General features: G+C 43.8%; 12 protein-coding genes. 10 read left to right on the forward strand and 2 right to left on the reverse strand.

What is annotated here, in order from left to right; all coding sequences use genetic code 11:
* Positions 1 to 10: 10 nt before the first annotated feature.
* From Q0993_RS03855 to Q0993_RS03865, 3 genes are all read left to right on the forward strand, one after another.
* The gene (locus Q0993_RS03855) at positions 11 to 1,702 is read left to right on the forward strand and encodes a DUF1501 domain-containing protein (RefSeq protein ID WP_299529908.1); all 1,692 of its coding nucleotides are present in this window, start codon (positions 11 to 13) and stop codon (positions 1,700 to 1,702) included.
* Positions 1,703 to 1,824: 122 nt separating this feature from the next.
* Entirely contained in the window at positions 1,825 to 3,909 is a 2,085-nt protein-coding gene (metG, locus tag Q0993_RS03860) for a methionine--tRNA ligase (protein WP_299529909.1), read from the forward strand.
* Between the two features lie 239 nt (positions 3,910 to 4,148).
* Positions 4,149 to 5,552 carry a sulfatase gene (locus tag Q0993_RS03865; RefSeq protein ID WP_299529911.1) on the forward strand — a complete coding sequence of 468 codons (1,404 nt, stop codon included), beginning with the start codon at positions 4,149 to 4,151 and terminating at the stop codon, positions 5,550 to 5,552.
* Positions 5,553 to 5,699: 147 nt separating this feature from the next.
* Here the strand turns inward: Q0993_RS03865 and Q0993_RS03870 are convergent, their stop codons facing one another.
* Both Q0993_RS03870 and Q0993_RS03875 read right to left on the reverse strand, forming a co-directional pair.
* On the reverse strand, positions 5,700 to 7,802 hold the full coding sequence (locus tag Q0993_RS03870; RefSeq protein WP_299529913.1) for a PQQ-binding-like beta-propeller repeat protein: 2,103 nt from the start codon (positions 7,800 to 7,802) through the stop codon (positions 5,700 to 5,702).
* 183 nt (positions 7,803 to 7,985) lie between these two features.
* Positions 7,986 to 8,969: an L-threonylcarbamoyladenylate synthase gene (locus Q0993_RS03875; protein WP_299529915.1), complete on the reverse strand. Its 984-nt coding sequence runs from the start codon at positions 8,967 to 8,969 to the stop codon at positions 7,986 to 7,988.
* A 123-nt stretch (positions 8,970 to 9,092) separates the two neighbouring features.
* On the opposite strand from Q0993_RS03875, the gene Q0993_RS03880 reads away from it, so the two are divergent.
* From Q0993_RS03880 to Q0993_RS03910, 7 genes are all read left to right on the forward strand, one after another.
* Positions 9,093 to 9,995: a histone deacetylase gene (locus tag Q0993_RS03880; RefSeq protein WP_299529917.1), complete on the forward strand. Its 903-nt coding sequence runs from the start codon at positions 9,093 to 9,095 to the stop codon at positions 9,993 to 9,995.
* Positions 9,955 to 11,145 carry a nucleoside hydrolase gene (locus Q0993_RS03885; protein WP_299529919.1) on the forward strand — a complete coding sequence of 397 codons (1,191 nt, stop codon included), beginning with the start codon at positions 9,955 to 9,957 and terminating at the stop codon, positions 11,143 to 11,145. The genes Q0993_RS03880 and Q0993_RS03885 overlap by 41 nt, the downstream gene beginning before the upstream one ends.
* A gap of 87 nt (positions 11,146 to 11,232) precedes the next feature.
* On the forward strand, positions 11,233 to 12,069 hold the full coding sequence (locus Q0993_RS03890; protein WP_299529921.1) for a phosphatase PAP2 family protein: 837 nt from the start codon (positions 11,233 to 11,235) through the stop codon (positions 12,067 to 12,069).
* A 57-nt stretch (positions 12,070 to 12,126) separates the two neighbouring features.
* Positions 12,127 to 12,645, forward strand: a complete 519-nt coding sequence (locus Q0993_RS03895; protein WP_299529923.1) for a ferritin — start codon at positions 12,127 to 12,129, stop codon at positions 12,643 to 12,645.
* Between the two features lie 71 nt (positions 12,646 to 12,716).
* Positions 12,717 to 12,899 (forward strand): hypothetical protein, encoded by a 183-nt coding sequence (locus Q0993_RS03900; protein ID WP_299529925.1) that lies wholly within the window; start codon positions 12,717 to 12,719, stop codon positions 12,897 to 12,899.
* A 123-nt stretch (positions 12,900 to 13,022) separates the two neighbouring features.
* A complete protein-coding gene (locus Q0993_RS03905; RefSeq protein WP_299529927.1) occupies positions 13,023 to 14,312 on the forward strand; it encodes a serine hydrolase in 1,290 nt (429 codons plus the stop codon).
* A 374-nt stretch (positions 14,313 to 14,686) separates the two neighbouring features.
* Complete coding sequence (locus tag Q0993_RS03910; RefSeq protein WP_299529928.1) at positions 14,687 to 15,322, forward strand: (2Fe-2S)-binding protein; 636 nt, start codon at positions 14,687 to 14,689, stop codon at positions 15,320 to 15,322.
* Position 15,323: the final 1 nt, after the last annotated feature.

The raw sequence follows: 15,323 nt of genomic DNA on the forward strand, positions 1-15,323 counted from the left end.
TCCTACGACTATGTGCAATATCAACAATACTCCTTATAAAGGTCTTCAACATGAGGGCCACGATCAAGAACACAAAACTTGGAGCAGACGTTCCTTCCTCCAAGCTTTGGGAATAGCCGGTTCCGGATCCATGATGCTCGGTAGCAACATGTTGACCGCCTCGGCCCCCTCACCATTGACCGCGGCGATTGCAGCTGCGGAAACGGACAATATCTTGATTTTGATACGACTATCCGGTGGAAACGACGGACTAAGTACTGTGATTCCTATAGAACAATATGACAGTTATGCCAATGCCAGGCCCAACATCTATATTCCGGAAAGTAAAGTATTAAAGTTGACGGATGAATTTGGTGTCCCCTCATACATGCAGGCTTTGGAGCCGATGTGGGGCGATGGCCAGTTCAAGGCCGTACATGGTGTAGGCTATCAAAACCAAAGCCTTTCCCATTTTACGGGATCGGATATTTATGCCAATACCGATCTAACAACTACCGGTTTTACTGGATTGGACACCGGTTGGATGGGAAGACATTTTGAGACCTTATATCCAGATTATCTAATCAATCCACCTGCATCGCCGGCAGCCATACAAATCGGGCAATTCGGCAACTTGGTTTTCCAAGGTGAGGAGACCAATTACGCCTTTGTAACCTCAAATATCGATCAATTGGAGGAAATTGCTGAATCTGGTGTAGTCTATGGATTGGATGATGCCCTATTCGGGGATTGTATGTATGGCGACCAGCTGAAATTCCTTAGGGGAGTTGCCAACACAACCTATGAATATGCCGGTCTTATCCATGAAGCCTACGAGCGCGGACAAAACCAAGTTGAGTATCAGGACAATGGTTTTGCAAGACAATTGGCATTGTTGGCCCGTTTGATCAAAGGTAACCTAGGAACTAAGGTCTATATGATTTCCATGGGAGGTTTTGACACCCACGGAAACCAGCCCTTGGCCCATGAGCGCTTGATGACAAACCTATCCGTGGCTGTTGATAATTTTTATGATGATATCGCCTTTACCCAACAAGACGATAAAGTTTTGAGCATGACCTTTTCAGAATTCGGTCGACGAATTTTTGAAAATGGTTCCAATGGCACAGACCATGGTAAAGCGGCACCTACATTGTTCTTTGGATCAGGATTAAACGGAAGTGCGTTTGTAGGGGAACACCCAACTTTGGACAATCCGGACGGCAGGGGTAATTTGGAATATACCATGGATTTTAGAGATTTATACGCCACAGTTTTGGCGGAATGGCTCTGTGTGGACATTCCTTTGGTAGAACAACATCTTTTGGATCACCCTTATGCGCCGGTCAACCTTGGCTTTAATTGTAGCGGTGTTGATTTCCCGGACATTGCGTATAGCGATGGCGAACCGACCCCTCCGACGCAACCGGAACCTACCGATCCCAATCCGGATCTGTTGAATGCGGTTGTCCACAAACCATTTTACCCAACGGACAATGCCCCGCATATTTACCTTGAAATGCCCTTTACGGCCCATGTGGATATTCAGTTGTACAATATTCTCGGCCAAAACGTAGGGACCGTTTATAATGAAATGATGACCGAGGGATCAATGGAAATTAACATTAGGGAACGGATGCCCGAACATTTATCCACTGGAAAATATATTTACCGTATTCAGATCCAGGACAAAAAAATGAGCAAATCGGTAATGGTTGCTTAACACGCCCCACACTTTGCAACTTGACCTTCGGTGCGCCAATTGGTAAACCGAAGGTTTTCTTTTTATGGCATACCGCCATGCCCGGGTAAAAATCTGTATTTTTGTGCCTTAATTCGAGTTTGATGTCTCAAAATCTTCAAAATCCAAAAAGGTACACGATTACGGCAGCTTTGCCCTATACCAATGGCCCCATCCATATTGGCCATTTGGCCGGAGTCTATGTCCCGGCCGATATTTATGTGCGGTATTTACGCTTAACGGGCCATGAGGTTGCTTTTGTATGTGGTAGTGATGAACACGGGGTCGCCATTTCCATGAAAGCGAAAAAGGAAGGTGTATCCCCAAAGGAGATTATAGACAAGTACCACGGTATCATCAAAAAATCCTTTGCCGATTTTGGGATTTCGTTCAACAATTATTCCAGGACCTCGGCAAGGATACATTATGAAACCGCTTCGGATTTTTTCAAGAAACTACATGAACAAGACGATTTTATTGAAGAAAATACGGCCCAATTATATGATGAGGAAGCTGGACAGTTTTTGGCGGATCGCTTCGTTATCGGTACTTGCCCCAATTGTGGTTATGACGAAGCCTATGGTGATCAATGTGAGAATTGCGGGTCTTCCTTAAATGCGACGGATTTGATCAATCCAAAATCTACGATTACCGGTGCCGTTCCCACTTTAAAAGAGACCAAGCATTGGTTTCTGCCTCTAAATCGTTACGAGGATTTCCTAAGAAAATGGATTTTAGAAGGCCATAAAGAAGACTGGAAGCCCAATGTATACGGTCAATGCAAATCTTGGATCGATGGTGGTTTGGAACCCCGCGCGGTTACCCGTGATCTGGACTGGGGCATTCCCGTGCCCGTTGAAGGTGGGGAAGGCAAGGTATTGTATGTTTGGTTCGATGCACCTATAGGCTATATCTCTTCTACCAAGGAATGGGCAGAAAGAGAAGGTAAGGATTGGGAACCCTATTGGAAGGATAACAATACTAAATTGGTGCATTTCATCGGAAAGGACAATATTGTCTTTCACTGTATCATTTTCCCGGCTATTCTAAAGGCCCACGGAGGTTACATACTTCCTGAAAATGTTCCGGCCAATGAGTTCTTGAACCTGGAGGGCAATAAATTGTCCACTTCCAAGAATTGGGCAGTTTGGTTACATGAATATCTGGAGGAATTTCCGAAAATGCAGGACGTCCTTCGTTATGGGTTGACCGCAAATGCCCCAGAGACCAAGGACAATGATTTTACCTGGAAGGATTTCCAAGCCCGAAACAACAATGAATTGGTTGCTATTTTCGGGAATTTCATCAACCGCGTGGTGGTCTTGACCCACAAGTATTACGATGGAATTGTGCCAGAACCCACTGGTTTTTCGGAGATTGACCAGGAAACCTTGGCCGAACTACAAAAATATCCGCAAATCATTTCCAATTCACTGGAACGCTACCGCTTCCGGGAGGCGAGCCAAGAATTGTTGAATTTGGCCCGTTTAGGCAATAAATATTTGGCCGATGAAGAACCCTGGAAAGTTATCAAAACGGATAAGGAAAGGGTGAAGACCATTATGTTTACCGCCCTGCAAATTGCAACGGGATTGGCCATTTTAAGTGAGCCTTTTCTACCCTTTACTTCCGCAAAACTGAAAAATATTCTCAATATTGGGTCGAACCCGATCCAGACCGGATGGGCACAAGTAAAGGATAACGAGATACTACTATCCACCGGTCATGTAATCAACAAAGCGGAACTTTTGTTTCGGAAAATTGAGGATGATGAAATCCAAAAGCAACTGGATAAACTGGAAGCCACAAAAAAAACCAACGCTGCTATGAGCGTCACAGAAGAAATAAGCCCCCAAAAGGACACGATTACCTTTGACGACTTCACAAAACTGGACATGCGTGTGGGCACAATTGTTGAAGCCGAAAAAATGCCCAAGACCAAAAAACTGATGATCTTAAAGGTAGACACTGGGCTGGATACCCGAACCATCGTGTCCGGCATTGCAGAAAGTTTTAAGGCCGAAGAGATCATTGGTAAAAAAGTCACTGTACTCGTTAACCTGGCCCCTAGAAAACTAAGGGGTGTGGAAAGTGAGGGAATGATATTAATGGCGGAGGATACGGAAGGCAAATTGGTGTTCCTAAACCCGGATAAGGAGGGTGTTGGCAATGGTGGCGCTATTAGCTAAGAGGCTACTTTTGGGCTTTCTTAATCTGCGGTCCGCTTTTATAATGGTCAATGCTACCCCCATTCCAACAGTAGAGACACTCTAGCATAGTTAGACTCAAATTTGTCAATTTGGGTAATCTTTGATTGCAAAAACACTTTTGGCTTATCCAAGGTCCAGAATCCATAACAAATCCGTATTTTTCCTTTGAAATTCACTAAAAACGAAGGAATTCATTTTTAAAAAATCAGCTTGTGAAAATGTGGTTTAAAATTATGTGCCCCTTTACTCAAATTACAAGAAGGTCTACCCGATTTGGACTTATGATGATAGGTCTGTTCGGTCCTTTACAGATATATGCGCAAAAAGAACACCCTAACATTATTGTAATCGTTACGGATGACCAGCGTTGGGATGCGTTGGGTGCCATGGGAAACAACATCATACAAACCCCCCATATGGACCAGTTGGCCAAGGAGGGAACCTTGTTTAGAAATGCTTTTGTAACCACTCCCATTTGCGCGGCCAGCCGGGCCAGTATCCTAACCGGACTTTATGAGCGTAAGCACAAGTTCACCTTCGGAACCGAACCTTTACAAGAAGAATTTATAAATATTTCTTATCCTAAATTACTAAAGCAGGCGGGCTATACGGTGGGGTTCTTTGGAAAATTCGGAGTGCATTTTGAAAATGAACTGGAGAAGACCATTTTTGATGGTTTTGAAACTTCAAGGACCGATGGGTATTTTCGGTTACGGGGTAAAGGATGGAGCAAGCATGAACATCTGACTGACATCACTACCAACGATGCCATTGATTTCATTGAAGGTTTGGATAAAGGGCAGCCTTTTTGCGTATCCATCAGCTATAATGCACCCCATGCCGATGACACCAACCCAAGACAATATGTGTGGCCCAAACGGAATGATACCCTTTACCAAAATGCCAAATTGCCAAAAGTGTCTCTTACTGAACAAACCTATCACTCAGCATTACCGGATATTTTAAGGGATAGCCTGTATTTGGGCAATATTCGGTACAAATGGCGCTTTGACACCCCAGAAAAAGCAGAACAGATGATTAAAGGCTATTATAAGATGATCAGCACTATAGATCAAAATCTTGGAAAATTGAGGTCTTATTTACAAAACAAGGGGCTAGCAGAAAATACCGTTATTGTGTTTATCGGAGACAACGGCTATTTTTTGGGGGAGCGCAGGTTGGCGGGCAAATGGCTGCTTTATGAGAACTCACTTAGGGTGCCTTTGATCATTTATGACCCGGCAGGGGGTAATGACGCCATGAACGAAATGGCACTGAACATTGATTTGGCACCTACCGTACTGGATTATGCCCATATTGTACCTCCTTCTCAAATGCAAGGAAAAAGTTTGAAGCCCTTAGTACGAAAAACAGGAAATCTAAAACGTGACGTATTCCTATGCGAACACCTTTACGATATTCCATACATCCCAAAAATAGAAGGGGTACGCACAACCAAGTATAAGTATTTCCGGTATTTGGATACGGACATAGAGGAACTGTACGACCTGCAAAAGGACGAATTGGAAGTCAATAATTTAGTTTCCGAAAAGGAGCATGCCCAGGTTTTGGATATGCTCCGAAAAAAAACAAACGAACTTATAAGGGATAATTCAAGGTAACTCAGCTTGCTATTGCCAAGCTTCCCTTTGAATTTAATCTTGTCATTGGCTCAGTTCACATTCTACCCAATATACCCTTCCCCTATATAGCCAAATCAACATTATTTGTATTTTCTACTCCACTAGGATACGGACAATGCTTTTTGGCTATGGTAGGGCAAAAGTCATAAGGACATCCCCTTCCTTAGTTCCCAGTTTGCCCCCGCCAGTGGCCAAAATGGAAATATATTGTTTACCATCCAAGGTGTAGGTAGTGGGTGTAGCATACCCCCCATAGGGCAATTGATATTCCCAAAGGATTTCACCGGAATCAATATCAAAGGCACGAAACTTTTCATCAGACGTAGCTCCTATAAAAAGTAGACCTCCACTGGTGACCAAACTTCCCCCAAAGTTCTCTGTCCCGGTAGGTGGCAAACCACGCTCAATCAATTCGGGATATGTGCCTAGGGGGACTTTCCATTGCAATTCCCCAGAATCCAAATCCAAGGCTACCAATGCTCCCCATGGCGGCGTAGTGGCCGGATAACCATTTTCATCCAAAAAACGGTTATAGCCCTTTACGGCATAAGAGGGCTTTGCATCCGTTTTTTTAAGGTCGGGATACTCCCCTGCCTCCAAATCCATCAAGAAGTCGGATAGCGCCCTTAATCCATCTCCCGTAATTTGTGGGAACGCAGGCATGGCACCCCGTCCTTTGGTAATGATGGCGGCTACCTCTTCCGGAGAACCATATTTTTTTGATAACTGGTCTAGACCAGGTTGCGTATCATGGCCTTTACGTTCCGCACCGTGACAAGCAACACATGCGTTTTGAAAGTAAATGGTCTGCCCCGGGTGCGCCGCTTCCCTTTTGCTGGCATCTACCATTTCAATATGCCATGCGATTTGATTGGTATTGATAAACAACCAATTTTTTTCCGGGTGATATGCTGGACCCCCCCACTCACCCCCACCGTGCAGTCCATAGTAGATGATTCCTTTTTCGGAAGGTGCATCATATCGGCCTAGATCCGAGTTCTGCATACGTAAAACTGCTCCGTTGTGGGCACTATCCGACAAGGTAGTGGCGTGTTCCAGGGCAACTTTCTGTCTAGAAAAAGGCTCTGGCCATGAGACCATAGGTTGGGTTGGATAGGAACGTTCCCCCGGCAATTGGCTCTGCTTTACAGGAACTTCTTCAACATCGGACAACACCTCGCCGGTTAATCGGTGAAAGATAAAGGTATCCCCGGTTTTGGTAATCTGTATGGCAGCCGGAATTTTTTTGCCCCTTACCGTAACCTCCGCCAAAACCGGAGCGCAGGGCACATCGACGTCCCAAAGATCGTGGTGTACTATTTGATAGTGCCAGACGCGCTCCCCTGAACTGGCCTTTAAAGCAACAACACTGTTGCCAAAAAGGTGTTTCCCAGGATTAAAGGGCCTATAAAAGTCGCCTTTGGGTTGCCCGGTGCCAAAAAAAATCATATCGTTCTTCTCGTCCACCGATATACCGCCCCAAACATTTACACCAGCCCCCTTTTTCCAATAATCCTTGTCGCCATAGGTCTTATGACCAAATTCCCCTTCATGGGGAATGGTATTGAATTTCCAAACACGTTTTCCCGTGCGCACGTCATAGGCCGCCACATGGGAAGTCGCCGACCAGCTGGAAGCCCCGATAATGATGAGGTCATCGATTACAACCGGACTTGAAGATACCGTGACACCCATTTTCTCAGGTGGCAAATGATGTCCTTGGTTCATGTCTACCTTACCTTTATCTCCGAAGCTTTCCACAGGCTTACCGGTAATCCCATCCACAGCCAATAAAAGATTGCCTGCACAAAAAAATATTCTTTTTAAACCCTTTTTTCGCCAAGCGGCCATTCCACGATTGATATTCATGTATTCCGGTCGTTCTTCTCTGTTGAAAGTAGGTTGAAAACGCCATTTTTCCGTTCCGTTTTTGGCATTTAAAGCAATCAGCTCTTGATAACCTGTGGTAAAATATAAGGTACCTTCAATAACGATAGGATTACATTGATTATGCACCTTGCTTCCGGAACTGAAAGTCCAAGCCGGTCGTAATTGTGCCACGTTTCCTTTGTGAATTTGCTCCAGTTCCGAAAAATGCGTGATTCCCGGATCGCCCCCGGTTACCTCCCAATCGGTAAAAACAGAAGATGTTTTTTCCCGATTTTTGCCACAACTTATCGCCATCGTTGCCACCCCAAGACATAGAAAGAGCTTATTATATGACTTCATTAAAAGAAAGGCCTTTTTCGGCCATGTACGGAAGATGTTCAATTTAGGCATGTCGAGGTTTTTATTTTTTAATTAATAAGACTGCTTAGTTACAAAAATAAGGTATTGGACCTTCAGATGTAATTAGGAACATCGCCTCCTCGATCCAGAATTTCCAATAGGTTGCTTTGTTCTTCGAAGTCTTTATTCCATAGCCCGCTCCAAACGATCGTTGATACTTATCCCCAATCCTTCATTAGGAAATCGTTGCGCAATGATAATATCCAAATCTGCTTGGTCCAATCGATGTAAGGCTGCAAACAGATTTTGCGCAGCCTCAACCAAATCTCGTTCTTCAGAAAGGGTTTCTACCACCTTGGCGTTGGCAAAGCTAGATTCGTAAAAGGCCAATACACCAATTTCATGGTTTACAAAATCCTTCATTGTTTTAAGGACATCATCGCTTAGCACTAGCTTTGTTCGAGGAGAATAATGCTTGGCCAACATGCCGGGTGCTTGTGGGGCATTTTCATTTTGGGTAAGCAATCTCACTTCCCCTACATAGGCTTCAATAGCTTCTAGGGAAATACCTCCTTTGCGATAAACCACCGCAGTTGACCCATCAAACCCTACAATGGTAGATTCCAATCCCACCGTACAGGGCCCGCCATCTAAAATAGCGGGAATCCGATCACCAAAATAGTCGGCCACATGTTGGGCGGAGGTAGAACTGACCCTTGTAAAGGGATTGGCACTGGGAGCGGCTATAGGAAAATCGAGCCCTCGAAGTAGCTCCAAGGTCAAGGGATGGTTGGGCATACGTAGGGCAAGGGTAGATTTTCCCGCGGTGACCAGATCGCTTACAACGTTTTGTTTTTCAAGTATTAAAGTCAAAGGGCCAGGCCAAAATCGCCCTGCCAGCTTTATGGCCGCTTCCGGTACTGATTTCACCAAGGATGACAATTGGTCCAGATGATGGATGTGTACAATCAATGGATTGAATAAAGGTCTTCCCTTCATCTCGAAAATCTTTCGGACCGCTTCGTCATTGTAAATGTTCGCCGCCAGTCCATATACCGTTTCGGTAGGTATGGCCACCAATGCATTGCTACGAAGCAGTTTTTGGCAATAGGCAACATCCGTGGTAATGGTATTCCTCATATCAGGCAAAGGTATTACAGCATCCATTTATATGAGCCATTTTCTGGGAAGAAACTGATGAAGAAAAGGGCCCAATAGGATTAGCAGTGTTCAATTGCCTGTGATTTATGGGAATAAGCGATATTTGATATAACAAATGATTTCTGGAGTTTGCTTAAAATCGCCTACCACCCTATTTATAGACATCCTCTTCCGAAAGGTCATCGATTTCCGATGGAGAAGTATGAGCTCTTACCACAACAGTTGTTGCACGAGGGCACTTGTACCGCTGTAAACTTCTTCGAACCAAAAACCCCCAATGACAAGTATATTGTAGCCGTTCATGAACCTGAGTATTTCTATGATTTGTTGAACATCAAAATCCCTGCAAGGGAGGCCAGGAAAATTGGCTTCCCCTTAACCGAGGTCCTGGTAGAAAGAGAGCGCATTATCGCCGACGGGACCATGAAAGGTTGTGAATTTGCGATTGAAAATGGAATTGCGATGAATATCGCCGGAGGTACACATCACGCATATACCGACCGGGGCGAGGCCTTCTGTATGTTAAATGACCAGGCCATAGGGGCACGTTACCTCCAGGCGAAGAATTTGGCCAAAAAAATCCTAATAGTGGATTTGGATGTCCATCAAGGGAACGGGACAGCAGAGATATTCCAAAATGATGACTCGGTCTTTACCTTCTCCATGCATGGGGCCAATAACTATCCTTTTAAAAAGGAAAAATCGGATTTGGATATTCCTTTGCAAAAAGGAACCGGGGATATCGAATATCTTTCCATTTTACGGGAGAATCTACCTAAACTCATCGATAAAACCCAACCCGATTTTATTTTTTATCTCTGTGGGGTGGATATTATTGAAACCGATAAATTGGGAACATTAGCGGTAACCTTGGAAGGGTGTAAACAGCGGGACGAAATGGTATTGGAATCCTGTCATCGGTTGGGCATTCCGGTGCAATGCAGTATGGGCGGTGGATATTCTGCCGATATCAAAAGAATTGTCGAGGCCCATGCCAATACCTTTCGTTTGGCACAACAAATCTTTTTTTGAACAACGCTATCCGGTTTTGAACAAATTAAACTGGACGCAATCCTTACGCTGTTTTAGGAGTTTTCATTTTTTTGTACTTTCCCTGACCATTTTCAATCAAAATCTGCTTTTTATGGGACTCGTTCGCTATGTATTCTTGACCCTTTTGTCCATTTCACTTTTCCCTTCCTGCAAGGAAAAACCAAAAGAACCTGTGTCCGTTCCAGAAGGGGTATCAAAAAATGAAGCCCAAAAAATAAAGGTCATTTTTGATACCGATGCCAACAATGAACTGGACGATCAGCATGCCATGGCCTATATGCTGTTCAACGGTGATGTTTTTGACATACGGGGAATCACGGTCAATGCCACATATAATGGAGGCGGTATTCAAGGACATTATGACGAGGCGGAAAGGGTATTGCAGTTGAGTAATTTAAAGGATTCCATACCGCTCTTAAAAGGGGCCAATGGAAATTTCGATGAGATTTCGGATAGCTTTGACCCCTACAATTATGATGGGCAGGAAGGAGTGGATTTTATTTTGGAGGAGACCAAAAAGGATTCAACTATCATTGTAGCAGTGGGTAAGCTAACCAATATCGCCCTGGCTCTAAAAAAAGATCCCTCTTTCGCAGAGCGGACCAAAATTGTTTGGTTGGGAAGCAACTATCCGGAACCCGGGGAATACAATCAGGACAATGACACTATTTCCATGAACTATGTGTTAAATAGTAAAATTCCTTTTGAAATGGTAACCGTGCGTTATGGAAAACCCTCGGGAACCGATGCCGTTGCCGTTACCCAGACAGAGGTAAATTCGAGAATGCCCGGATTGGGCCCAAAAGCAAAAACTCCCATTACCGGAAGGCATGGGGGAACCTTTGGAAATTTTGGGGATTATTCCATAAGTCTCTTTGAACATATCCATTACCATACCGACCCTCCCTCCCGTCCGCTCTTTGATATGGTTGCCCTGGCCATTTTAAAGGATAGCTCCTGGGGAGAACAAAAATCGATTCCAGCCCCGGTACTTATCAATAATAAATGGATAGAACGCCCACAGAACGACAGAGAAATCACAGTCTGGGAAAACTTTGACAAGGAAAAGGTTCTGGCAGACTTCTATGAAACCATGGAGAACCCCACTTTAGTATCGGCAACACAGTAGCCACCACCCATTTCTGTCTAAAATTTTGGTTTTAAAAGAAAATACAAATTGAAATCTTAACGTTAACTTGAGCCGCAAATCAGTGCAATGCAAAGAGTCTTTTCACTTTTTCTCTTCATAACCGTATGTTTCGTGCAGTCCCAGGATTTGCATACGGATATGACCGAAACCCGATGGGATATGTTCAAATATGACATAGGAAATGTTTTTTTGGGGGTGGGCCATGCCTATTCCAGGCCATTGCATTGGCAGGGTGAGCAATGGGGCGATTTTGGCATTACTATGGTAGGAACCGGATTCGCCTATTTCTTGGATGATCCTACCTCAAGGTACTTTAGGGATATTAAGGAAGACATCCCGCAGGTCATTCGGGATTACGGGTTTCAATATGGAAGCCCTTCCAACAATTACATGATAACAGGTGCCGTATATCTTGCCGGACTTGCCATAAAGGATGAGAAGTTGAGGAGAACAGGGGTTCTGCTAATATCCTCCGCAACTGCTGGGGGATTTTTGCAACAGATCTTAAAATCAGCGGTGGGAAGGGCCAGACCCTTGAGCGGAAAAACCAAAGATACTTTTAGACCCTTATGGAGCGGGGACAAGGATTTTCATTCCTTTCCTTCAGGTCATGCCATTTTGGCCTTGACCAATGCCCATGCCATTGCAAAACAATTTAAAAGTCCTTGGATAAAAGGGGGTATTTATACCTTAGGGGCCATTCCCTCAATTTCTAGATTATGGGAGGGCAAACATTGGCTCTCCGATGTAGTCTTTAGTGCGGTGGTAAGTATTTTCATCGTTGAGTCCATTGATCGTTATCTGGATACCAAATATGACGAGAAATACAACGATAACCGTAAAAAAATTAGTTGGGATCTCAATTTTGGCCCGGGACAATTTGGAATTGTTGCGCGCTTCTGACCTGGAAAGCATTGTCAAAGTAGGTATAATTCGTAACTTTGAAAAAAATTGAAATTTATGTTATCCAAGAAGGTTGAAAAAGCATTGAACGGGCAAATTAGAATAGAGGCGGAATCCTCCCAGGTATATCTATCCATGGCCTCATGGGCAGAAGTAAAAGGTCTGGAAGGGATTTCCCAATTCATGTACAAACATTCCGATGAGGAACGGATGCATATGCTTAAACTGATAAAGTTCGTTAACGAAAGAGGTGGACACGCCACCATTTCCGACTTAAAGGCTCCCAAGACCGAATTCGGTACTTTCCAAAAAATGTTCCAAGAACTATACGACCATGAAATTTTCGTGTCGAAAAGTATAAATGACTTAGTGCATGTTACCTTGGAGGAAAAAGATTATGCCACTCATAATTTTCTGCAGTGGTATGTGGCCGAGCAAATCGAGGAGGAGGCCTTGGCCCGCACTATTTTGGATAAGATAAATCTCATCGGAAATGACAAAGGCGGCCTTTACCTTTTTGATAGGGATGTTCAACAAATAACCGTGGAAAGTGCCGCTTCGGATACCACGGAGTAAAATTCCGCTGTTTTTCTTATTTAGATTTAATTAAAATAGTTACTTTTGGAATATTCCTTAAGTGATTATTTGTGGGCAAAAAAAAGAAGGTAACAAAAAAAAAGCTTAAAAAACTAGAAAAAGCCCAGAAGGCCGCATTGCGGAAATTGACTCCAAAGAGCTGTAAAACCAAGTGCTGTTCCAAATATAAAAAAGGCGAACCCAAACGGTGTAGTCGCTGCCCTTGCTTTGATTTATTGAAAAAAGTAGCTTAATATCCAAACCGGCCTTACTTCATAAATGGTTACCCGCACACACCGAGAATCATAAAATTCAGTATCTTTCCTGTACCCTAGAATACTGGGACAGTTTCAAAAACGTATGCATATTTTTTGCCCATGAAGCAACTTCATCTGATTTTCACCTTCGTTTTCGCTGTGCTATCGTATGGCCAAACCCCATCGGCAAGCACCTCTTCACCCCTTTCCGAAACTTCACCGACCGATGAAGGTATGTCCCCGGAGCGTTTGGAGCAAATAGATTTGATGCTACAGCAAGCCGTTGGAAAAAACAATATCCCAGGTGCCGTTGCCCTAATAGCCAGAAATGGGAAAATTGTATTTCATAAGGCCTATGGCAAGGCAGATAATGCATTGAACAGGACCATGGAAAAAAACACCATTTTCAGAATCGCCTCACAAACCAAGGCCATAACCTCTACCGCGGTAATGATGCTATGGGAAGAAGGAAAATTTCGTTTGGACGACCCTATTTCGAAATACATCCCAGATTTTGGAAAAGCTGAAATATTGGACACCTTCAATGAAAGCGATTCTACTTACACTACAAAGCCCGCGGAAAACCAAATTACCATAAGACACCTTCTGTCGCACACTTCGGGATTGGGTTACGGGGTAATCGATGGTGACGAGCGGTTCCAAAAAATATATGCCAAAGCGGGTATTACGGACCTCTTTACCACCGAAAACATATCCATTGGCGAAAGTGTAAAGAAGCTTGCGAAACTACCGCTACATCATAACCCAGGCGATGCCTATGTATACAGCGAAGGTTTGGACGTCCTTGGCTATTTTATTGAAGTTGTTTCCGGAATGCCGTTTGATGAATTTCTTCGAGAACGACTTTTTGACCCACTAGGCATGGATGATACCTGGTTTTACCTTCCCGAAGAAAAGAAAGACCGGCTGGTGACCGTACAACGGAAAGGAGCAAGCGGATGGGAGAAATATCCTGTTACTTTTTATGATCCGGATTACCCTGTTAAAGGGGCTCGTCGATTTTTTTCGGGAGGTGCAGGATTGTCAAGCACCGCCAAGGACTATGCTACTTTTTTGCAGATGTATTTAAACGATGGCGAACTTAACGGAAAACGTATTTTAAGCCGGACTACCGTAAGAAGCATAATGGGGAACCAAACCGGGGAGCTGTGGGGCAATGGTATAAAACATTACGGACTTGCGTTTGGTGTGGTTACCGCAAAAGGTCAGGATCATGGTGGTGAAGGAAGTGTCGGGACCTTTGATTGGGGCGGATATTTCAATACCCAATATTTCGCAGACCCTCAGGAAAACATCATTGGAATATTAATGAAGCAAACCCGGGGACCTGTAGAAGATCAAACCGGTTGGAAATTTCGTCAGATGGTTTTTGCCGCTGTGGATGACTGATTTTTTGTTTCAAAAGACCCGCTCTACTTACTCCAATTTGAAGTAATGGGATAGATATACCACACTCCCAGGTTCTTTAAGTGGAAAATGCCAAAAACTTGTACTAAACTTGGGACCCGTTTCCATAATTAATTAAGAAATGGCCCATACACTTCTTATTGAGCACCCACTGTAAAAAAGATAGTATTGCCACGAAATTAAAGTGCTCTTTCCTACTTCCATAAATGTAAATCTTACTCCTTTTTAACAGTTTGATCAGGATATTAATGACCAAGGTTAGGTCTTTCAATTTTTTTTGAATTAGTAATGGTATTGTATTGAAGAATATCGTAATTTAATTCGATATTATTTTTACTAAATCGAATTGCAGTTCTATGGAAAATAAAGACCAAGGTCCGGAATCCAAACCGGAAAAAACCATAAGTAGGCGCAGTTTTATCAGAGGTGCAGGATTATCTACCGCAAGTAGTGTCCTCATGACTTCAAATGCCTTCGCACTCGAGTACAAGGAACAAGCTCAGACGGGAAAAGAATTTGGCCCCGATGCCACAACGATAAAGATGAAGGTCAATGGCATAACAAAATCCCTTAGCGTAGAACCCAGAACAACCCTGGCTTCGGCTCTGAGAGATCATCTGGAGCTTACCGGAACCAAGGTTGTCTGTGATAGAGGCTCTTGTTCCGCATGTACGGTTTATTTGGATGGTAAGCCCGTGAATTCCTGTATGATGTCAGCGTTTGATGTTGGAGACAAAGAAATTACTACGATTGAAGGTATTGCCAAAAACGGTGAATTGCATCCGGTTCAGGAAGCCTTTATAGAACATGATGCTTCCCAATGTGGGTACTGCACGCCTGGGATGGTTATGTCTTGTGTAAACCTTGTAGATAACAACCCCAATCCCAATTTGGAAGATGTAAAGAACGCTACTCGAGGCAACCTTTGCCGTTGTGGCACCTACCCCCATGTCTTTAAGGCTACTTTGGAAGCAGCAAAAAAAATGAATTAAG

Origin of the sequence: Ulvibacterium sp. (assembly GCF_028285715.1) — a bacterium.
Taxonomy (GTDB): domain Bacteria; phylum Bacteroidota; class Bacteroidia; order Flavobacteriales; family Flavobacteriaceae; genus Ulvibacterium.

Excerpts from the sequence above, each read along its gene's own strand:
- Q0993_RS03890 (WP_299529921.1), top strand. The coding sequence starts at position 11,233 with ATGCAAAGAGTCTTTTCACTTTTTCTCTTCATAACCGTATGTTTCGTG.
- Q0993_RS03875 (WP_299529915.1), bottom strand. The coding sequence starts at position 8,969 with ATGGATGCTGTAATACCTTTGCCTGATATGAGGAATACCATTACCACG.
- Q0993_RS03895 (WP_299529923.1), top strand. The coding sequence starts at position 12,127 with ATGTTATCCAAGAAGGTTGAAAAAGCATTGAACGGGCAAATTAGAATA.
- Q0993_RS03910 (WP_299529928.1), top strand. The coding sequence starts at position 14,687 with ATGGAAAATAAAGACCAAGGTCCGGAATCCAAACCGGAAAAAACCATA.
- Q0993_RS03855 (WP_299529908.1), top strand. The coding sequence starts at position 11 with ATGTGCAATATCAACAATACTCCTTATAAAGGTCTTCAACATGAGGGC.
- Q0993_RS03870 (WP_299529913.1), bottom strand. The coding sequence starts at position 7,802 with ATGAAGTCATATAATAAGCTCTTTCTATGTCTTGGGGTGGCAACGATG.
- Q0993_RS03865 (WP_299529911.1), top strand. The coding sequence starts at position 4,149 with ATGTGGTTTAAAATTATGTGCCCCTTTACTCAAATTACAAGAAGGTCT.
- metG (WP_299529909.1), top strand. The coding sequence starts at position 1,825 with ATGTCTCAAAATCTTCAAAATCCAAAAAGGTACACGATTACGGCAGCT.
- Q0993_RS03905 (WP_299529927.1), top strand. The coding sequence starts at position 13,023 with ATGAAGCAACTTCATCTGATTTTCACCTTCGTTTTCGCTGTGCTATCG.
- Q0993_RS03885 (WP_299529919.1), top strand. The coding sequence starts at position 9,955 with ATGCCAATACCTTTCGTTTGGCACAACAAATCTTTTTTTGAACAACGC.